The following is a 19,804-nucleotide window of genomic DNA, read 5'->3' on the forward strand; positions in this document are numbered from 1 at the left end:
ATGAGAGAAGAGGGGCTCGTTTGCGAGCCAAATTCACCGAAATGAGCGTCGATTCGATTCGTTATCCAGAAAATTTGACGCGTCTTGATCTGCAAGCCGATCCGACAGTTCATTAATCAGCGTTTCCCTAGAGGCAATATAAACCCGCGAACGCCCGGGAATAACGGTAGGATCAATAGCTATCGAACGATTCGCCACTACATCAGCAAACCGACCATGTGCGGCGTCAGTTTCACTCAGGCGCGCTTGTGCAGGCTTGTTGAGGATATCCGGATTTCCGGCTGCATTTTTATGCCATCCGCCGCCGCCACCATTCCACCGGACGAAACGACGATCCAACGTCTCGCCGGTTCCCTGCATTGGTACGCCGGCTGCACCATATAGGAAGTCGTGCCGATGACTTCCAGACACGCCAGCCGCCTGAACCATTGGGCCGTGCGCATCACGTTCGTCTGCGATGATGTAATGCGTAACCTGAAAGCCAGCTTCGTACCATGCTTCCTTCAGCTTTATCCGCAGAGGAACTGCCGTTATATCTTCGTCGGCGACCTCAAGTGTCAGGTCTCCTGATTCGCGCGATTCGAGAATAACCGTCGCGCAACCGTCTAAATCGGTCGGGCCCGAGACCTGTACTGTGTCGTTCGGACGGCTACTGCTGATAGATATGGTGCGACCGAAAACAGAATTTTGTCGACGACTTTTCACTGTGACTTTGATAGCCAGACGGTACAGAATCTTTCCGTGCATCACACGCGAGGATGAGGGAATGATAGGCAACTTGTCACCGTAACTGTTGTCTGGAATATTCCACGACAACAGGTTCGCTGCAATCCGAACTTCAACGCATGAGTCCGGGTTCGTGTTCGTACACGCGGTGTCGTGAACCGTTAGCCAATCCGGACTTTCCGGCATCCCTATTTCTCCAATTGAAGTTTGAGGCTTGCTGTTCCGCGAGTAACTACGCGCACAGTGTGTCCGCTCTGGCTTGTGGTTCCCGTTATCACCCGTTTACCGTCGACGACAATTCTGTAACGCACGTTGGCGAGGGGTTGGCCATCGCTTTTTTTGAGCACGTAATACTCGTCGTGAGTGCGAATTTTCGACGTCAGCGCTGAGGCCGCCGTGCGACCGCGGCAATCGCACGCCCATGCATAACCCAGGGCGTCGGCCATTTCGTAACCGTTCGAATACAACCGAAGCCTATCCTGCGGAAACCATTCGCCAGTTTCGACGTTCATCGCCATTGCAGACGGCATTGGCGGGAAGTTTGCGTATATTGAATAGGTGACACGACAAACTTGGCACTCTTCCTCGCCCGCGGCACCTGCCTGTTTCTGTTGTCCCATTCGACCTCTTTTGATTTTCCAGAAAACACCCGGCAAATTAAGCATCTAAACGGGGGCACGGTCAATGATTTTAATTTGAGACAAAACTTCATTGACAGATATTAACGATTGCTCTGGCCATCTCATTTTTAGGCGATTTTTTCCCGATATCACGGCCAAACAAAAAAAGCGGCATTGAGCCGTAATGCCGTTCAGTTAAGCAACTGAGCGGCATTTTTGTTTTTCTGACAAAAGAGCCGTTGTAAGCGAGCGCGGCGATGTCAGCTTTCATCGCCATGCCGGCCGATGCGCTGAAGCGAGTCATCGCGCGTCGAGTCTCACCCATCCCCGCCCTTGCCCGCGATTTTCGGGATGGCTATGCTGGCGGGTGCGCCGGCTGCCCGCAGGCGACCGCCCCAACCAGAACAACGCTCGATAACCTGCCCATGTCCACCACCAGTCTGTTTTTCACGGCCGCCGGCGTCGGCCTCGCGATCGCCGCGCCGGTCGGCCCGATGGGCATGCTGTGCATCCGCCGAACGCTGAGCGGCGGTCCGCGCGCGGGACTCGCGATCGGCTTCGGCATCGCCAGCGGCGACGCGGCCTACGGGCTGATCGCGGCGCTCGGCCTCGTCGGCATTTCGCAGTTCATGCTCGCGTACGACCGCCCGCTGCATCTGCTCGCGGGCCTGTTCCTGCTATATCTCGGCGTGCGCGCGCTGCTGCAGAAGCCGCCCGCTGAAACCGCCGACGGCAATGGCAACGGCAACGGCAAGCTCGCGCAGATCGGCCGCGCCGGCGCGCTGCGTGCGTACGCGAGCGCGCTGCTGTTGACGCTGACCAATCCGCAGACCGTCATCATGTTCGCGGCGCTATTCACGACGCTCGCACCGCGCGGCGCGTTCTCGCCGGCCATCGCGCTGACGACGGTCGGCGGTGTGTTCGCCGGCTCGATCGCGTGGTGGTGCTGTCTGGTGACCATGGTGTCGCTCGCGCGTCATGCGATCGGCAGCAGGCTACGCGTCGCGATCGATCGCGTGGTCGGCTTCACGCTCGCGGCGTTCGGCGTCGTCGAAATCCGCCGCGCGCTCTGAGCGGCACCTCACACGCCACGCGGCACATCAGCGCCGTACACGCCGAACGCAGCCCGCTGCCAGCCGCGACGCGCTCCCCCTGAACAAGTGCCGCACGCTGGCGCGGCAGTTTTGCGACAATAGCGCCTTTCGCCGCTGAGGCGCCGGCCGACGCGGCCGTGCAGCGCACCGCACACCGCCGCACCCACCCGCCCCGGCGCGTACGCCGGTCTTGCCGCCCAACCCTTCACCCGCGCTGCGTCAGCTGTCCGTTCAATGGCTCTACCCCACATCGATCTGCTGTACTCCGTCTCCGGCCTGTTCGTCGGCTTTCTGGTCGGGCTGACGGGCGTCGGCGGCGGCTCGCTGATGACGCCGATCCTCGTCCTGCTGTTCAAGGTGCACCCTGCCACCGCGGTCGGCACCGACCTGCTGTACGCGGCCGCCACCAAGGCGACCGGCACGCTGGTGCACGGGCTGAAGGGCTCGGTCGACTGGCAGGTCACGCTGCGCCTCGCGGCCGGCAGCGTGCCCGCGGCGACCGTCACGCTGATCCTGCTGCATCGCTATGGAATGGATACGCCTGGCGCGGGCCGGCTGATCCAGGTCGTGCTCGGCGCGGCGCTGCTGATTACCGCGATCGCGCTGGTGTTCCGTCCGCAGCTCGCGGCGCTCGGCGCGCGCAAGCAACGCGCGCCGAGCCAGGCACGCACGCTCGCGCTGACCATGCTGACCGGAGCGACCCTCGGCGTGCTGGTGTCGTTGACGTCGGTGGGCGCGGGTGCGATTGGCGTGACGGTGTTGATGCTGCTGTATCCGATGCTGCCGACGACGCGCATCGTCGGCTCCGACATCGCGCACGCGGTGCCGCTGACCTTGCTCGCGGGCGCCGGACATTGGCTGCTCGGCTCGATCGACTGGTCGATGCTGCTGTCGCTGCTGGTGGGATCGCTGCCCGGCATCGCGATCGGCAGCTATCTGGCCTCGCGCGCGCCGGACGCGCTGCTGCGCAATCTGCTCGCCGCGACGCTGACGCTGGTCGGCGTGCGGCTGGTGTTGTCGTGAGGCGCTGAAGACGCGTCAAGCGCGCACGCCGCAACCCGTGTCTATTTGAAAAACCGGCAGGTCAGATCCGCCTCGAACTGCCTGACCCACTGACCGTGGCGGTCGTAATACGACTGTGACCAGCTGCCGCGCCGCACGGTGACGACCCGCTCGTGCGCCGGCTCACCGGGTGCCACGCTCGCGCTGATGTCGAAATGCGCGGGCGCGAAACCGTGTCGCGCGCACACCAGTTCGAATGCCGCGCGATCGCCGATCGGCAGATCGATATAGCGAAACAGCGTGGTTTCCATGACCTTGGCTCCCCCTTCCCTCTTGGTCACAGTACGCCTTGCGATGCGTCGGTAATGTGTCGCAGCGCACGAATCCGCGACGGCCGCGCCTCCATCAGGACCTGTGCGTGCGGCAAGCCGCATTGCTGCGGTCCCGCAAACCTCGCGAGTGCCACGCCATAAAACCGGCGGCGAAAAAAAAGCTCCGGCGATCATGCCAGAGCCTCCAGGTTGACCACCGCGCGACGCGGGCCTTGCGGCGCCGCGCGCACGCGTACCGCTTACTGCTGCACCACTTTGAGCTTGTTCGACACTGACATTACGCCGTCGACACCCTTGGCGGCTTCGCCGGCCGCATCGATCTGTCCCTGGGTCGGCACCGAGCCGGTCAGCGTCACTGCGCCGCCGCGCGCGCGCACGGCGATGTGCGACACGTCGAGACCCTGGGTCTTCGTCAGCGCGTGGCGCACCTTACGGCCAAGTTCGTGATTCGCTGCCTTGCCGGCCTTGACGGCGGCTGCCGCCGACGCCGTATCGGTTGCCGGAGCGTTTTGGGCGTAGACGTTGCACGCCACCGCCATCGCCACCACCGGACCCAGTGCTTTCAGAAAACCGACCGTCTTCATAGCTCTCTTCTCCTTGGTTTCACATTGGACCGCATGAACAAGCGGCATTGTTACGACTACGGGCGGCCGTCATCGCGCGAACGCGCGCGTGAGCGACGGCCATCAACGGCTGTGACACGATGTGCAAGAGGCGAGAGAGGCTGATTACCGGTAACCGGTAACCGGCAAACCGCGACGTCCGCCGACGCACCCGGTTCTTGTCCGTCTTGCCGGGGTCGCGCCGCAAACGTTGGATCGCGGTAGCGATGCACAATTTAATCTAGCCGGCACAGAAGCGCAAAGGATTTAGCGCGCGGCGTGGCGCGCCGACAGCGGGTGCGTCATGCGTGCCGGAGAGAGCAGACACGCTCCGTGGTCGCGCAAGAATTTGCACGGGCATCATGCCAGCGCTCATGCCGGCGTTCACCGTGGTGCTCACCATTTGTTACGCGTTTGTCGGCGTGACGGGCGGCTACGCGTTTCGCGGCCGCGCCAATCTCAGGTACCATCGGCGCGACGCGTGCTGGCGCGCGCCGCCCAAGCCGCCTTCGCGCATTCGAGCCCGATCGACCGCCGCTTTCAGATGATCCGATGAAGCCTGACACCGGCCGCACCCGCCCTACCCATCTCGTCGCCCGTTTTGTCGCGATCTCGTGGCGCGACCTGGCGGTCTCGTTCGGCCCGCTCGTGCTGCTCGTGATCGTCGCAATCTGGGCCGCCGTGCGGCTGATCCAACCCGCCCCGCCGAATACGCTGACGATTAGCGCCGGTCCCGTCGGCAGCACCTTCTGGATCGCCGCGCAGAAGTACAAGACGATCCTTGCGCGCAATCGCATTACGCTGAACGTGCTGGCCTCGCAGGGCTCGCAGGAAAATCTGAAGCGGCTGTTGGACCCGAACGCGGACGTCGACGTCGGCTTCGTGCAGAGCGGCATCGCGCCCGCCGCGGTGGACAAGGACAAAAGCCTGATGTCGCTCGGCAGCGTCGCTTACGTGCCGCTCGCGATCTTCTACCGCGGCGCCCCCGTCGACTGGCTGTCCGGGTTCAAGGGCGAACGCCTCGCGATCGGCCCCGAGGGCAGCGGCACGCGCGAGCTCGCGCTCGCGCTGCTGAAGGCCAACGGCATCGTGCCGGGCGGTCCGACCCAATTGCTGCCGCTAACGGGCGACGCCGCCGCCGACGCCCTGATCGACGGCACGATCGACGCGACCTTCCTCGCGGGCGACTCGGCGCAGCCGGCCGTGATGGGCAAGCTCTACCGCACGCAGAACGTGCGCTTCTACGATTTTTCGCAGGCCGACGCGTACACGCGCCGCTTTCCGTACCTGACGCAGCTGAAGGTGCCGATGGGCGCCTTCGACCTCGGCAAGAACCTGCCGGCGAACTCGATCAGCATCGTCGCGCCGACCGCCGAGCTGATCGCGCGCGATTCGTTGCATCCGGCGCTGTCCGATCTGCTGATCGAAGCCGCGCGCGAGGTGCACGGCGGCGCGACGACGTTGCAGCGCGCCGGCGAATTCCCCGCCCCGCTCGCGCACGACTTCCCGCTTTCGGACGACGCCGCGCGCTACTACAAGTCGGGCAAGAGCTTCCTGTACCGAACGCTGCCGTTCTGGATCGCGAGTCTCGCGGACCGCCTGCTGGTGATCATCGTGCCGCTGATCGTGCTGCTGGTGCCGGCGCTGCGCATCGTGCCCGGGTTGTACGCGTGGCGCGTCAAATCGCGCATCTATCGCTGGTACGGCGCGCTGATCGCGATCGAGCGCAGCGCGCTCAGCGAACATGCGTCGGCCGAACGCGCGTCGCTGATCGAGCGGCTCGACACGATCGAAGACTCGGTCAACGGCATGAAGATGCCGCTCGCGTACGCGGACCAGTTCTACGTGCTGCGTGAGCACATCGGCTTCGTGCGGCGGCGGCTCACGGAAAGCCGCGACACGCGGGGCGGGCTGGACGAGGCTGACGAGCAGGCGGCCGAAAAAGTCAAAGGCTGAGCGCCCATGACGATACCGCCGGAACCTACGCCCACCTGCCGCCACCAGGGGATATCGACCGGTGCAAGCCGGGACCGCACCGCGTAAGATCGCTACAATTTTGATGAGGTAACGGACGCGCCGTCCGCGTCGTCCGACACAGGCAATCCGGGAGACATTTATGACCGTTGGCATCGACGCCCAACAGCGGCAGTGGTTTTATGATTTCGTCTCGCCGTTCACCTACCTGCTGCTCGAGCAATACGACAAATGGCCCGGCTTCGACTTCGCGTTCACGCCGGTCGTGCTGAACGATCTGTATCGCCACTGGAGCCAGCGCTCCGCGTACAGCGTGCCCGCCAAGCGCACCTTCATGTACCGGCACGCGCTGTTTCGCGCGGAGCAGCTCGGCATTCCGTACAAAATGCCGCCCGCCCATCCGTTCGATTCGATGAAGCCGCTGCTGCTCGCGACCGCCGCGAACGGCGACGTGCAATTCGTGCGCGAGATTTTCCGCTTCATCTGGCGCGAGGGGCGCGATCCGTCGAGCGACGAAGCGTTCGCCGAGCTGTGCGAGCGCGTCGGCAAGCCGGACGGCCCGGAACTGATCCAGGACGAAGCCGTGAAGGCGCAATTGCAGCGCAATACCGCCGATGCGGTCGAACTCGGCGTCTATGGCGTGCCGACGTTCCGTCTGAACGATCAGCTGTTCTGGGGCGAGGACGCGCTGCCGATGGTGCTGTACTGTGCGCGCACGCCGAACTGGCTCGAATCGCGCGAGGTGAAGCGGATCAGTTCGCTACCGTGGGGGCTGCCGGACAAACCAACACCGGCATAACACGGCGGCCGCTGCGGGCCGCGCCCTGGTTGCGGCTTCGGCCCGAACGAATCGATGCCGGCAGGCGTCGCGCTGATGCCGGGCATACCGTGCCCGCTATGCCGCCGAAGCGCAAACGCGCCTAAGGTTAAGCTTTCGCACCCCACGCGCGCGCCGCGCGGCGAGCTCATCGGCAGCGCCCGCGCCACCACGCTTCGATCATGGACGACACCGCCGCCTCACTCGATATCTGGCTCGTGCGCGTGCTGCGCACGCTGCTCGTCGAGCGCAGCGTCACGCAGACCGCGTTGCGGCTGAACCAGACCCAGCCCGCGATCAGCACCGCGCTGCGCAAGCTGCGCGACACGCTCGGCGATCCGATTCTGGTGCGCGGCAAGTCGGGCATGGTGCCGACCGAATACGGCGAGTCGCTGCTCGCGGCCGCGCAGCGCGTGTTGCGCGATGTCGATTTCGTCGCGACGCCGCATGGCGATTTCGACCCGGGCCGCTCGCGCCGCACTTTTCGCGTCGCCGCGCCCGACTATCTGAACGACTTCTTCATGCCGACCGTGATCGCGCGGTTTCGCGAAGCGGCGCCGCATGCGCGGCTCGAAATCGAATCGCTGGGGCCGCTGCTCGATCATTCGGCCGCGCTCGACGCCGGCGAACTCGATCTGGTGATCGGCAACTGGCCGAAGCCCGATCCGCGCTTCGAGCGCAGCGACCTGTTCGCCGATACCGTCGTGTGCATGATGCGCGCGGACCATCCGCTGACACACGAGCCGCTCACCCGCGAAGCCTATCTGGCCGCGCCGCATCTCGCGCCGACACCCTACAGCGGCGCGCGCGGCGGCGCGATCGATACCGGCTTCGCGCGGGCGAAGGCGAGCCGGCGCATCGTCGCGACGCTACCCTACTTCGGCCTCGTCGCGCAGACGCTACTGCAATCGGATCTGATCTTCACGACGACGCGGCGCTTCGCGATGCACTACGCGAGCATGTTGCCGCTCGCGGTCGTCGACGTGCCGATCGCGTTTCCGCGCATCCGCTGCTATCAGTTGTGGCATCCGCAGCCGGATCGACCGAGCGATATCGGCTGGCTGAGGACGTTGATGTCCGAGGTGTCGGGTGAGCTGGTCGCGCGCAAGCCCCCGTTGCGCCGTATGGCCTAAACCGTGATCTGCTTCGTTGCGCGGACGTGGTTCGCGGCCTGCCCCAACGCATGAACCGTCGCGGCCTGCCGTGTCCTTAGTCGCAGCAGTTGCGCGCACACCGCAATCGCGATCGCGGCGGGCGCCTTGCCGATGATCCCTTCGACGCCGATCGGGCAGGTCATCTCCGCGAGCCGCTCCAACTCCACGCCTCGTTCGAGCAGTCGCCGCTCGAACTTCACGCGCTTCGTGTTCGAGCCGATCATGCCGAAGTAGCTGAAATCACGCCGTCGCATGATGCGCGAGGCCAGCGAAAAATCGAGCGCATGGTTGTGCGTCATCACCAGAAACCACGCGCCGGGCGGCGCCGCGTCGACGATCGCCTCGGGCGTGTCGGTCGCTTCGACCTGCACGTTGGGCGGCGTTTCGTCGGGGAACAGCTCGTCGCGTTCGTCGACCCACTGGACCACGCACGGCAGGCTGCCAAGCAGATGCGCGAGCGCATGGCCGACGTGTCCCGCGCCGAACAGCACGATGTGCATCGGCGTCGGCCGCGGTGCAAGCTCGGGTCCGCTCCCGCCCGGAGAACAGTTCAGGCGTGCTTCCATATTGCGCTCCCAACTCGTTTGCCACTCGCCATCACGCCCGCCGCGCGGCCGCCGTCGCGGCCCGCACCGCGCCGACCGCCTTCAGGATTTCCTCGCTGGTCGCGGGCGCATTGAGCGGCGGATTGACCTGATGGCCGCCGACCGCCGACACCGCGTCGCGCACCGCGAAGAACACCGAGAACGGCAGCAGCAGCGGCGGCTCGCCGGTCGCCTTCGAACGATGGATGCTGTCTTCCGCGTTGCGGTTCCTGAACAGCCTGACATTAAAAACCGGCGGCACGTCGTTGACTGTCGGGATCTTGTACGTCGAGGGCGCGTGCGTCATCAGCTTGCCGCCCGCGTCCCACCACAGCTCCTCGGTGGTGAGCCAGCCCATGCCCTGAATGAACGCGCCTTCCACCTGGCCGATGTCGAGCGCCGGATTCAGCGAGGCGCCGACGTCGTGCAGCGCATCGGCGCGCAGCACGCGCATTTCGCCGGTCAGCGTGTCGATCACGACTTCCGATACCGCCGCGCCATACGAGTAGTAGTAGAACGGCCGTCCTTGCAGCTTCGACTGATCCCAGTAGAGCTTCGGTGTCGCGTAGAAGCCGTCGGACCACAACTGGATGCGCGCGAGATAAGCCTTCGCGACCACTTCCTCGAACCGCACGGCGACCTCGCCGACCATCACGCGATCATGCGCGAAGCGCACGTCCCGCGGATTCACGCTGCCCGCGCCGAAGCGCTCGGCCGCGAACGCGGCGAGCCGCTCGCGCAACTGGCGCGCGGCGTCCTGCGCGGCTTTGCCGTTCAGGTCGGACCCGGTCGACGCGGCCGTCGCAGACGTATTGGCGACCTTGCTGGTATCGGTCGCGGTCACCCGAATCCGGTTGAAACCGACGCCGAGTTCATGCGCGACGACCTGCGCGACCTTCGTGTTCAGCCCCTGGCCCATTTCGGTGCCGCCGTGGTTCACGAGCACCGAGCCGTCGGTGTAGATATGCACGAGCGCGCCGGCCTGGTTGAAGTGCGTGACGTTGAACGCGATGCCGAACTTGACCGGCGTGAGTGCCAGGCCCTTCTTCAGGATCTCGTTGTTCGCGTTGAAAGCGTCGATCTCCTTGCGGCGCGCGCGATAGTCGCTGGTCGCTTCGAGCTCGTCGATCAGCTCGTGAATCACGTTGTCTTCGACCACCTGGCCGTACGGGGTCTGGTTGCGCTCGGTCTTGCCGTAGAGATTGCGGCGGCGCACGTCGAGCGCATCGATGCCGCACGAGCGCGCGACGTTGTCGAGGATGTACTCGATCGCGAACGCGCCCTGCGGGCCGCCGAAGCCGCGAAACGCCGTGTTCGACTGCGTGTTGGTCTTGCCGCAGAAGCCGTCGATCGAGACGTCCGACAGCCAGTACGCGTTGTCGAAGTGGCACAGCGCGCGCGTCATCACCGGACCCGACAGGTCGGCGGAAAAGCCGCAGCGCGAGGTCATGTCGACCGCGACGCCTTCGATCACGCCCTCTGCGTCGTAGCCGACTTCGTAGGTGTAGTGGAAATCGTGACGCTTGCCGGTCACCATCATGTCGTCGTCGCGATCCGGGCGCAGCTTGACCGGGCACAGCAGCTTCCACGCGGCGAGCGCGGCGCAGCACGCGAACAGCGCCGACTGCGATTCCTTGCCGCCGAAACCGCCACCCATGCGCCGGCATTCGATCAATACGTTATGCGATGCAACGCCCAACGTGTGCGCGACGAGGTGCTGCATTTCGGTCGGATGCTGGGTCGAGCAGTAGACGTGCATGCCGTCGTCGTCCTTCGGCACCGCGTACGAGATCTGCCCTTCCAGATAGAACTGCTCCTGGCCGCCGAGCCACATCTCACCGGCCTCGCGATGCGCGGCACGCGCGATCTTCGCGCCGGCGTCGCCGCGCGCGAGCTTCATCGGCGGCAGCACGAACTGGTTCGCGGCGCGCGCCTGCTGCGCGCTCAGCACCGCCGGCAGTTCCTCGTAGACCACCTCGGCGCGCCGTGCGCCGAGACGCGCCGCCTCGTGCGACGTCGCGACCACGATCAGCATCGGCTGGCCGACGTATTGCACGACGCCGTCGGCGAGGATCGGATCGTCGCCATGAACGATCGGGCCGACGTCGTTGACGCCGGGGATGTCGTCAGCGGTGAAGACCGCGACGACGCCGGGAGTCGCGCGCACCTTGTCGAGCCCGATCGAGACGATCTTCGCGTGCGCCTTCGACGACAGCCCCAGCGCCGCGTGCAGCGTGCCGGCCAGCTCGGGAATGTCGTCGGTGTAGGTCGCGCGGCCGCTTACGTGCAGATGCGCGGACTCGTGCGGACGCGACACGTGCACCTGGGTGAAGTCGTCGAGTTCCTGAACCTCTTTCAGGAACGGTTCGGCTTGCTGGTTCATGGTTGTGTTCTCCGTATCCTTGAACGCGCGGGGCTCAGGCGCTCGCGCCGGCCGGCGCGACCGCGCGCACGTCGACCGCGCTCTTCGGCAGCGGCTGCCGCGCGCGCGTTTCGAGCCAGAAGCGGTACAGCGTGTTCTTCGCCGCTTCGAGGCGGTAGTCGCTGCTCGCGCGCATGTCGGTGAGCGGCGCGTAGTCGGTGCCCAGCGCGAGCATCGCGGCCTGCGCGGTCGCCTCGTGCCATTCGGCGTCGCGCAGCACGGCTTCGGCATTGAGCGCGCGCTTCGGCGTCGCGGCCATGCCGCCGAACGCGATGCGCGGCTCGCGGATCGCGTCGCCGTCGGCGATGAACGAGAACGCCGCGCAGACGGCCGAGATATCCGAATCGAAGCGCTTCGACAGCTTGTAGGTACGAAAGCGCAGGTTCGCGCGCGCACCGCCGCGCGCGGGCACCTTCAGGCCGACGACGAACTCGTGCCCGGCCATGTCCTTCTTCTGATACGCGAGGTACAGGTCTTCGAGCGGCATCTCGCGCTCGATGTCGCCGCCCCGCACGATCACGCGCGCGCCGAGCGCGATCAGCCCCGGCATCGAATCGCCGATCGGCGAGCCGTTCGCGATGTTGCCGCCGAGCGTGCCGGCGTTGCGGATCGGCAGCGACGCGAAGCGCTGCCACATTTCGGTCAGCTCCGGGTACTGCTTCGCGATCTCGGCATACGCTTTTTCGACGCTGACGCCGGCGCCGATCTCGATCCAGTCGTCATTGGTTTCGAGCTTTTGCAGCTCGGCGATCTGTCCGACGTAGACGAGGTTGCCGAGCTCGCGCATCTGCTTGGTGACCCACAGGCCGATGTCGGTGCTGCCCGCGAGCAGGCGCGCGGCCGGTTCCTGCTGTTTGATCCGCGCGAGCGCCGCGACCGTGCGCGGCGCGGCGAAGCGCTGGCCCGCGTGCTCGTACTGAAACGTGTCGCGGCGTTCGAGCGTCGCGAGCGTGTCGGCGAGCGCCTTTACGTCGACTGGCGCTTGCGGCGCGGGCGCGTCGAACATGCGCTCGGCCGCGTCGACGATCGGCCGGTAGCCGGTGCAGCGGCACAGGTTGCCGGTCAGCGCATTGCCGATCGCCTCGCGCGACGGCACCGTGCGGTTCGCGCAGCCATGCTCGTGGCCGTGCTTCTCGTAGAGCGCCCACGTCGACATGATGAAGCCCGGCGTGCAGAAGCCGCACTGCGAGCCGTGGCAGTCCACCATCGCCTGCTGCACCGGATGCAGCGAGCCGTCCGGCTGGCGCAGGTCTTCGACCGTGAAGAGCGCGCGGCCGTCGAGGGTCGGCACGAACTGGATGCAGGCGTTGACCGCCTTGAACTCGACGCCGCCCGCCGGATTGCGCTCGCCGATCACGACGGTGCAGGCGCCGCAGTCGCCTTCGGCGCAGCCCTCCTTGGTGCCGGTGCAATGCGCGTCCTCGCGCAGATACTGCAGCACCGTGCGGGTAACGGGCGCGTCCTCGATTTCGCGGATCGCGTTGCGGTGATAGAAACGAATCGGCTCGGTCATGTCTCGGTGCTCTCGTCTGTTGCGTGTTTGCGCGGACACGCCGCGTCGATGGTTTGAAAGCTATCACCGTCAATAAACCTAACCCATAGCCTGAATCGCATGGGGGACATATTGTTCGCGCGATATGACCCGCCATTGATTCGTCCCATTTTTAAGCAAACCCTGCAAGGGAATCGGTTCCATGGGAGAATCACGCCTTCCCGCCGAATTCAAGTGTGGTTTTCCCGATGTCCACCGACTCCGCGTCCGCCCGCAGCGAATTTGCGACGACCCTGCAGATCATTCCGGTCGTCTTTTTCACCTTTCTTTGCTACCTCGCGATCGGTATTCCGCTCGCGGTGCTGCCCGGTTATGTGCACGGCGACCTCGGCTACAGCGCGGTGCTGGCCGGCGCGGCGATCAGCGTGCAGTACCTCGCGACGCTCGCGTCGCGGCCGCTCGCGGGCCGCTCGGCCGATACGCTCGGGCCGAAGCGCACGGTGTCGATCGGCCTGCTCGGCTGCGGCGCGAGCGGCGTGCTGCTGTTGCTCGCCGCGCTGACCGGTCGCTGGCCGGGGCTGAGCCTCGCACTGCTCGTGTGCAGCCGGCTCGTGCTCGGTTTCGGCGAGAGCCTGTGCGGCACCGGCGCGATCCTGTGGGGAATCGGCCGGGTCGGCACCTCCAACAACGCCCGCGTGATTTCGTGGAACGGCATCGCGACCTACGGCGCACTCGCGATCGGCGCACCGCTCGGCGTGATGATCTCGCGCTCGATCGGCTTTACCGCGCTCGGCATTCTGGTGATCGCGCTCGCCGGGCTCGGCTATTACCTCGCGCGTCTGATCGCGCCGGTGCCGGTCGTGCACGGCGAGCGGATGTCGTATCGCAGCGTGTTGACGCGCGTGCTGCCGCACGGCATAGGTCTCGCGCTCGGCTCGGCCGGCTTCGGTTCGATCGCGACCTTCATCACGCTGTTCTATGCGGCGAAGCACTGGCCGAATGCGGCGCTGTCGCTGACGCTGTTCGGCACGCTGTTCATCGGCGCGCGCCTGCTGTTCGCGAACACGATCAAGACCTACGGCGGCTTTCGTGTCGCAATCGCGTCGTTCTCGTTCGAATGCGCGGGTCTGTTGATGCTGTGGCTCGCGCCCGAGCCGCATATCGCGCTCGCGGGCGCCGCGCTGACCGGCTTTGGCTTCGCGCTGGTGTTTCCGGCGCTCGGCGTCGAGGCGGTCGGGCTCGTGCCGCCGGCGAGCCGCGGCGCAGCGCTGTCCGCGTACTCGGTGTTTCTCGATCTGTCGCTCGGCATTACCGGGCCGCTGGCGGGGTATATCGCCGGCGAGTTCGGTTACGGCTCGGTGTTCCTGTTTGCCGCGATCGCGGCTGCCGCGGCGGTCGTGCTGTCGACGGTGCTGTATCTGCGTAACGCGAAAGTAACCAGTCTGTCTACCGCGCAGTAAGCACTCGCAGTAAGCACTCGCAGTGAACGCGCGCAACGAACGCGCGGCGCTGACGCAACAAGGCCGCGACGCGCAAAGTCTTCACGACGCGCGCCGCGGCCATTCGATCCCGCTGTCCATCCTCGCGGCTAATCTCTCTCCGCCGCCATCTCCTGCTTGATCGTCGTCTGCGCGCGCACCGCGATCTGGCCGTGATTGATTCGGCTCGACACGTTGTACACGCCGATCAGCATGAACAGCTCGGTGGCGGCCACCGAGCACGCGGTGCCGACACCGCCCCAGAAGTAGATGCTGATCGGTGCCTGCACCAGATGGAACAGCGCGCCGTAGATATAGATCCGCTTCAGCAACGACTGATTGCCCGACGCGATGATCGTCAGCATCACCTGGGTCGTCGTCATGCCGACGATCGCCGGCACGAACACGAGAATGCGCAAAATGCGGAACGTCTCGCCGAACGCCTCGCCGAGAAAACGTCCGACAAACCATTCGCCGAGCACCGTAAAGCCGACCAGAATCAGCACCGCCGACGCCGCGAACGCGACCATGAAGCCGCGGTTGACCTTGTGGATATAGGCGATGTCGTTGCGCTCGTAAGCGACGCAGATCTTCGGAAAGAACGCCTGGATGGCCGGCGCCGTGCACGCGCGTAGCGCGTTGGTGAGTCGCTCGGCCGCCACGTAATAGCCGACCGCGCCCGGGCCGCTGATCATGCGCAGCATGATCACGTTCGCGTACATGTACACGGACGTCAGCGCCGAACCGAGAAAGATGTGATACGCCTCTTTCGCCTCGGCCATCACGTCGGCCCAACTGACCCGCACGCTCAGCAGGATCTCGCGCTTCCAGATCAGCGCGCCCATCAGGATCACGCCGCACACGAAGGTCGGCGCATATTGCAGAGCGGCCGCGAGCATCACGTCGTCGCGAGTCCTCACGAACAGGAACAGCGGAATCAGCAGACCCACGCGCGTCGCGAGCAGCGTGCCCGCGAGCACCGGCAGGCGCTGCGTGCCTTCGTAGAAGCAGCCGGGCGTCAGCACGCCGCCCCAGATCACGAGCGAGCCCAGCAGCGTCGCACCGCGCTCCTGCGGCGACATGTGCGCGGCGAAGGCCCAGCCGACCAGCACCAGCGAGCACAGCAACGCGAGAATCGCGCGGCCGATCGTGGTCGACCAGTAGATGCGGTTCACGACCGCCGGGTTATCGATGTGCACCGCCACCTTGCGCGCGCTCGACAGGCCGAAGCCGAAGTCGACGATGACGAGAAGAATCTGCGAAATCGATTGCGCGTAACCGATCACGCCCAACCCGGCGGGCCCAAGTACGTGCGACAGATACGGCAACGTAACGAGCGGCAGCACGTAGTTCAGTGCGTACACCGAATACAGCGCGATGATGACGTTTCTCGTCGACACAATCGTCCTGTTTGCAGTAGGCGGTTAAAACTCACGTCGAAAAAACAGAGTACGACACGAAAGCAGGTTCACTTAGTGCGATATCGATCTTGTTGTAGCGATCGTCTTCGCCATTTGCGTTCAACACCGCGCTCTTCACCGCATTGCCGATCAGATTGCTGACCACGGTCTGGTAGTTGGCGTCGGTTGCGTCGGTTGCGAACAGGATTTCGGCGAGTAGAGCATGGCCGCGTGTGGCCGCGCGCAACACCACGCGGCCCGAGGTCGAGCGCAGCACGTTGATCGCGATGCGCGTCGTCTCCTGCGACACGGTCTGGTTTCCACAATGCAGCGCCGCCGCGACGCCGCCGCGTTCGTAGCCGACGCCGAGATTCAGCGCATGCACGAGGCTCGCGTCCTTGCCGCCCGCGATCGCGCCGCCGCCCGGATACGCCTTGGCGTAACCGACGATCGTGTCACCCGCGCGATCGCCGAAATTGCCCTGAATCGTGATGCCGTCGAGCGGTGTGCTGCCCGGCGCGGTCGAACTGCCGTACACGAACTGCGGGCCGTCGCAGCCGGCGTTCTCGTCGTCCTGGCCGGGACGGTAGCGATTGCCCACGATCGTCGCCGCCTGCTGGTAATCGATCTGGATGTGGCAACTCTGACCGGGCGGCACATCGAGGTACGACGGATGGCCGCGCGTCGAGAATTTCCAGCGGCCGATCTTGCCGTCGCCGCCGCAACCGTTGCGCGAGAAGTAATTGCCGTTCACCACCTTGCCCCAGTTACCGCTCTTCATATAGACGCCGGCAAAGCCATTGCGATCGAACACCGCGCCGACGATCAGCGACTCTGCGCCGAGAATCACGCCGTGTCGCGCGTTCCATTCCCAGCGTCCGCCGATCACCTGCCAGAAGTTGTCGACGATATCGGCGCCGGCCGTATGGCAGAACATGCCGATGCAATTGATCAGCGAGCCGTCGGTGTGCTCGGTCGCGTAGAAGCCGCGCTCGCACATGTACGCATAGCAGCGCTCGAGCGTCGAGGTGACGCCGAGTTCGTAGCCCGCGCGCGAAAATCCGATCGCCGTGCAATGACTAGCCCCGGCCGACGTACCGAAGTGGATGCCGATCGCCGTGTTGCCGGTGTGCGCCGGATAGTTGGCGAGGTAGTAGATGACCTTGTCGTAATGCGCGGGCCGCACCTGCACATGCTCGACGAACGCCGAGTCGCCGAGCGTCAGCGCCGCCGACCTCGGGCCGCCCGAGTCCTGTCTCTCCAGCACGGTCGCCGCCATCGCGATGTCGGTGATCACCACGTATTCGCCGCCGCCGTCGCCGCGCAGTCTCGAGCCGTTCGCGGTGGCCAGGTCGCCGGTGTAACGCCAGATGCCGCGCGGTAGATACAACCCGCGCGCACCGCTCGCGAACGCTTCCCTGAGTTCAGCGCCGCAGTCGTAACCGGACGCGCCGCGTTGGATTGCCGCCAGCCGGTGCGGATCGACGAAGCGCGCGACGCTGACCTCGAGTCCCGCGACGATGTCGCTGAGCGTCTTCAGATAGCTCGGCGCAACCGGTTCCGATGCGGCACGCTCGGGCACGGACGCGGCGACGCGCAGGATGCCGCCGGCGCCGTCGCCCGCGCCGTTGCCCATACTCGCGAACGCGCCGCGCTCGCGCAGCGCGTGCCCCGTCGCGCGCGCGATGCCCAAATCGGCTGTGCTTGCACTGGCCCCGGCCAGGCCACCGAGCAGGAACGTCTTGAGCGCCTGTCGCCGGGTTTTCATCTAGCCTTCCCCCATTGCGTTACTCCGTTCTTTTTTCACGTCGAGACATCGACAGGCATCAGTCCACCGTGATGCTTTGCCCCTGCTCGGCGGCCGCCGGACGCGCGCTCACGGTCATGGGAACCGGCACCGCACGCGCCTTCGCGCTGCGACTCAGGCCCTGCACGCCTGGCGGTCTGAACAGCGGCACACGATACTTGCGGCTGAAACGCCACAAGCTGTTCATATGCCGGCGCCCCGCCTTGCTCAGGAAGCCCGCCGCCGACGCACGCTGATGCTCGTGCGTGAGTCGCGCACCCGGCACGCACAGCACGCGGTAGCCCGCCTGCCAGATGCGCGCGCAAAAATCGACGTCCTCCATATAGAGAAAGAAGTGCTCGTCCATGCCGCCGAGTTCGCCGAATAGCGCGCGCCGCACGATAAAGCCCGTGCCCAGCACCCAGTCGGCCTCGAACGGCGTGCCCGCGGCCCACGCTTCGCGCATCATGTGGTTGTCGATGCGGCGCTTGAACGCGCCGAGCCGCCCGAGCGGCGAACGCCGGCCGAGTATATCGAGCACCGAATAAAAGCGCCGCGCGGAAAACTGCCGCTCGCCATCCGGATAGACCAGATCGAGACCGACGAGGCCGACATCCTTCTCCGTTCTGAACAACTGCACCGCGTTTTCGAGCGATGTATCGACGAAATAGGTGTCCGGGTTCAGCACGAGCACGAGTTCGCGCAGACAACCGACCATGCCGAAATTGACGCCGGCTCCGAAGCCGCGATTGATCGACGTTTTGACGAGCCTCACTCCCGTCGGAAGCGTCTCCCTCAGATAGGAAAACGAATTGTCGGGCGAAGCGTTGTCCACCACGACGATGTCCTCCTTATCCGCAATCGAAAGTTCTAGCACGGAGCGCACGCAATTTCCGACCAGTTTTGGCGTGTTGTAATTGACGATCACCACGCTAAACATTCCCTTCAGGTTCATCCCCACCTCCTGCTTTACATCAGGTGTTCGTGGAATTACCCCCAAACACGGCTTTCTGGTTCTTGCACCTTGCTTCGCGCTGTTCGCGCGCACTACCGACTACCCACTGCTCGTCCGCGCGATGCAGACGATCTGGAGCGCACTGCCTTCCGGTTCGCTACGTGCTGTCTGGACGCGGTCCGCCCACGTAATCGAACACTGGCAATGTCATCAGGATGAAGACAAACGGAATCACTTCGATCGATTGATAGAAGAGCGTTTGAAATAAAGCGGCCCACATGCACAACGAAATCCGGCTCGCGCTGCTCGCGAGTTTCGTCACCGATATCAGCACGCCGTAATAGAAGATCGCGCCCATCAGGCCGATATTCAGAATCTGCTGCAGCACGCTCGATTCGACGACGCCGAACTCCTGTTTTACCGGCTCGGGTGCCGAGTTCGTGACGAGCCCAAAGTACGTGCCGGCGATCACGTTGACCGGCAATACGAGCGACTTGGCCTTTTCCCATGCTTCGGTGCGGCCGTCGTTGCCGTCCGATTGCAGATCGGTCGCGCCCATCATCCGTTCGGTGCCGACGTTGACGACACTATCGTTCTGACTGCTCACCGCGACGCCGAAGATCATGATTGCCATCGTCGCGAACACGGTGGCAACGATCAGTTTCGCGTTTCTCGTGATGAACTGGATCGGCGCCTGCACGAACGCGAGCCCGAACGTGCCGAGAATGATCAGCATGCCGCTGCGCGACAGCGCCGAGAAAATCGCGAAGCTGAGCACCGCGCACGCGAGGCCCGACAGCACGTTCCTGCGCACCAGATAGTCGACGCCGCACAGCGACGCGGCAATCGCGACGAACAGCGGGTAGTGCAGATAGCTGCCGGTCAGCGACGGCGCGCGCAGATTGTCGAAGCCGTACGTCGCGCCGGGCAGATCGATCGGGAAGACGTTCTGCTGCTGCGCGAGCGCGACACCCGCCTCGATCAGCGCGATCAGCACGAGCCCCGCATAGGCGACGCGCGGCTGCACGAAGCGCCTCTGATAGTTCGAGATCGCGTAGAAGTAGATGAACAGCGTGAAGATGAAGACGAACAGATAGGACGGCCCGAACTCACCGGTGAGCGCGAGCGTCGCGACGATCGACAGCCCGGTCGAGAACAGCATGCCCACGAGGAAGCCGAACGACAGGCGTCCTTCGTCGCGGAAGTAAGCGGCGATCGCCGTCGGCGAGATGTACCACACGAGCAGCCCGACGATGCCGCCGACCTGGATCAGATAGGCGGCGTCCTTGCCGATCAGATACTCGAGCACGCCGCGCGAGGCACACAGCACGACGGCCAGCAGATAGGCGATGGTTGCGATCATGGT

The 19,804-nt window shown here is 64.9% G+C and carries 18 protein-coding genes; 6 read left to right on the forward strand and 12 right to left on the reverse strand.

Features of this window, described 5'->3' with window-relative positions; genetic code table 11:
• Positions 1–33: 33 nt before the first annotated feature.
• The 3 genes from F6X37_RS09225 to F6X37_RS09235 form a co-directional block, all read right to left on the reverse strand.
• On the reverse strand, positions 34–912 hold the full coding sequence (locus F6X37_RS09225; RefSeq protein ID WP_187611174.1) for an Ig-like domain-containing protein: 879 nt from the start codon (positions 910–912) through the stop codon (positions 34–36).
• A gap of 2 nt (positions 913–914) precedes the next feature.
• Positions 915–1,346, reverse strand: a complete 432-nt coding sequence (locus F6X37_RS09230) for a hypothetical protein (protein ID WP_187611064.1) — start codon at positions 1,344–1,346, stop codon at positions 915–917.
• Positions 1,347–1,434: 88 nt separating this feature from the next.
• Entirely contained in the window at positions 1,435–1,650 is a 216-nt protein-coding gene (locus F6X37_RS09235) for a hypothetical protein (protein WP_187611065.1), read from the reverse strand.
• Positions 1,651–1,771: 121 nt separating this feature from the next.
• Between F6X37_RS09235 and F6X37_RS09240 the strand changes: the two genes are divergently transcribed.
• Both F6X37_RS09240 and F6X37_RS09245 read left to right on the forward strand, forming a co-directional pair.
• On the forward strand, positions 1,772–2,419 hold the full coding sequence (locus F6X37_RS09240) for a LysE family translocator (protein ID WP_184062202.1): 648 nt from the start codon (positions 1,772–1,774) through the stop codon (positions 2,417–2,419).
• A 255-nt stretch (positions 2,420–2,674) separates the two neighbouring features.
• Positions 2,675–3,463: a sulfite exporter TauE/SafE family protein gene (locus F6X37_RS09245; RefSeq protein ID WP_090803240.1), complete on the forward strand. Its 789-nt coding sequence runs from the start codon at positions 2,675–2,677 to the stop codon at positions 3,461–3,463.
• 41 nt (positions 3,464–3,504) lie between these two features.
• Here F6X37_RS09245 and F6X37_RS09250 read toward each other — a convergent pair whose 3' ends face one another.
• Both F6X37_RS09250 and F6X37_RS09255 read right to left on the reverse strand, forming a co-directional pair.
• Positions 3,505–3,753, reverse strand: a complete 249-nt coding sequence (locus tag F6X37_RS09250; RefSeq protein ID WP_184055491.1) for a hypothetical protein — start codon at positions 3,751–3,753, stop codon at positions 3,505–3,507.
• 260 nt (positions 3,754–4,013) lie between these two features.
• A complete protein-coding gene (locus F6X37_RS09255) occupies positions 4,014–4,358 on the reverse strand; it encodes a BON domain-containing protein (RefSeq protein WP_090803235.1) in 345 nt (114 codons plus the stop codon).
• 570 nt (positions 4,359–4,928) lie between these two features.
• Between F6X37_RS09255 and F6X37_RS09260 the strand changes: the two genes are divergently transcribed.
• The 3 genes from F6X37_RS09260 to F6X37_RS09270 all read left to right on the forward strand — a co-directional run bounded on the left by F6X37_RS09260 (position 4,929) and on the right by F6X37_RS09270 (position 8,300).
• Positions 4,929–6,332 carry a TAXI family TRAP transporter solute-binding subunit gene (locus tag F6X37_RS09260; RefSeq protein ID WP_187611066.1) on the forward strand — a complete coding sequence of 468 codons (1,404 nt, stop codon included), beginning with the start codon at positions 4,929–4,931 and terminating at the stop codon, positions 6,330–6,332.
• Positions 6,333–6,492: 160 nt separating this feature from the next.
• Positions 6,493–7,149, forward strand: coding sequence for a 2-hydroxychromene-2-carboxylate isomerase (locus tag F6X37_RS09265; RefSeq protein WP_184074231.1), 657 nt, complete (start codon positions 6,493–6,495; stop codon positions 7,147–7,149).
• Between the two features lie 200 nt (positions 7,150–7,349).
• A complete protein-coding gene (locus F6X37_RS09270) occupies positions 7,350–8,300 on the forward strand; it encodes a LysR substrate-binding domain-containing protein (RefSeq protein ID WP_090803229.1) in 951 nt (316 codons plus the stop codon).
• On the opposite strand, the gene xdhC is transcribed toward F6X37_RS09270, so the two are convergent.
• The 3 genes from xdhC to xdhA are packed head-to-tail and all read right to left on the reverse strand — an operon-like array spanning position 8,297 to position 12,840.
• Positions 8,297–8,887, reverse strand: a complete 591-nt coding sequence (gene xdhC, locus F6X37_RS09275; protein WP_187611067.1) for a xanthine dehydrogenase accessory protein XdhC — start codon at positions 8,885–8,887, stop codon at positions 8,297–8,299. The genes F6X37_RS09270 and xdhC overlap by 4 nt on opposite strands.
• A gap of 31 nt (positions 8,888–8,918) precedes the next feature.
• Positions 8,919–11,288, reverse strand: a complete 2,370-nt coding sequence (gene xdhB, locus F6X37_RS09280) for a xanthine dehydrogenase molybdopterin binding subunit (RefSeq protein WP_187611068.1) — start codon at positions 11,286–11,288, stop codon at positions 8,919–8,921.
• A gap of 34 nt (positions 11,289–11,322) precedes the next feature.
• A complete protein-coding gene (gene xdhA, locus F6X37_RS09285) occupies positions 11,323–12,840 on the reverse strand; it encodes a xanthine dehydrogenase small subunit (protein WP_187611069.1) in 1,518 nt (505 codons plus the stop codon).
• A gap of 227 nt (positions 12,841–13,067) precedes the next feature.
• Between xdhA and F6X37_RS09290 the strand changes: the two genes are divergently transcribed.
• Positions 13,068–14,279 (forward strand): MFS transporter, encoded by a 1,212-nt coding sequence (locus F6X37_RS09290; protein ID WP_187611070.1) that lies wholly within the window; start codon positions 13,068–13,070, stop codon positions 14,277–14,279.
• 128 nt (positions 14,280–14,407) lie between these two features.
• On the opposite strand, the gene F6X37_RS09295 is transcribed toward F6X37_RS09290, so the two are convergent.
• The 4 genes from F6X37_RS09295 to F6X37_RS09310 all read right to left on the reverse strand — a co-directional run bounded on the left by F6X37_RS09295 (position 14,408) and on the right by F6X37_RS09310 (position 19,801).
• Entirely contained in the window at positions 14,408–15,697 is a 1,290-nt protein-coding gene (locus F6X37_RS09295; protein ID WP_187611071.1) for an oligosaccharide flippase family protein, read from the reverse strand.
• A 31-nt stretch (positions 15,698–15,728) separates the two neighbouring features.
• The gene (locus tag F6X37_RS09300; protein WP_187611072.1) at positions 15,729–17,465 is read right to left on the reverse strand and encodes a hypothetical protein; all 1,737 of its coding nucleotides are present in this window, start codon (positions 17,463–17,465) and stop codon (positions 15,729–15,731) included.
• A 58-nt stretch (positions 17,466–17,523) separates the two neighbouring features.
• Positions 17,524–18,438 (reverse strand): glycosyltransferase family 2 protein, encoded by a 915-nt coding sequence (locus tag F6X37_RS09305; protein ID WP_090803220.1) that lies wholly within the window; start codon positions 18,436–18,438, stop codon positions 17,524–17,526.
• A gap of 157 nt (positions 18,439–18,595) precedes the next feature.
• A complete protein-coding gene (locus F6X37_RS09310) occupies positions 18,596–19,801 on the reverse strand; it encodes a hypothetical protein (RefSeq protein WP_090803218.1) in 1,206 nt (401 codons plus the stop codon).
• Positions 19,802–19,804: the final 3 nt, after the last annotated feature.

The sequence above is a fragment of the Paraburkholderia sp. 31.1 genome (genome assembly GCF_014397645.1).
GTDB lineage: Bacteria > Pseudomonadota > Gammaproteobacteria > Burkholderiales > Burkholderiaceae > Paraburkholderia > Paraburkholderia tuberum.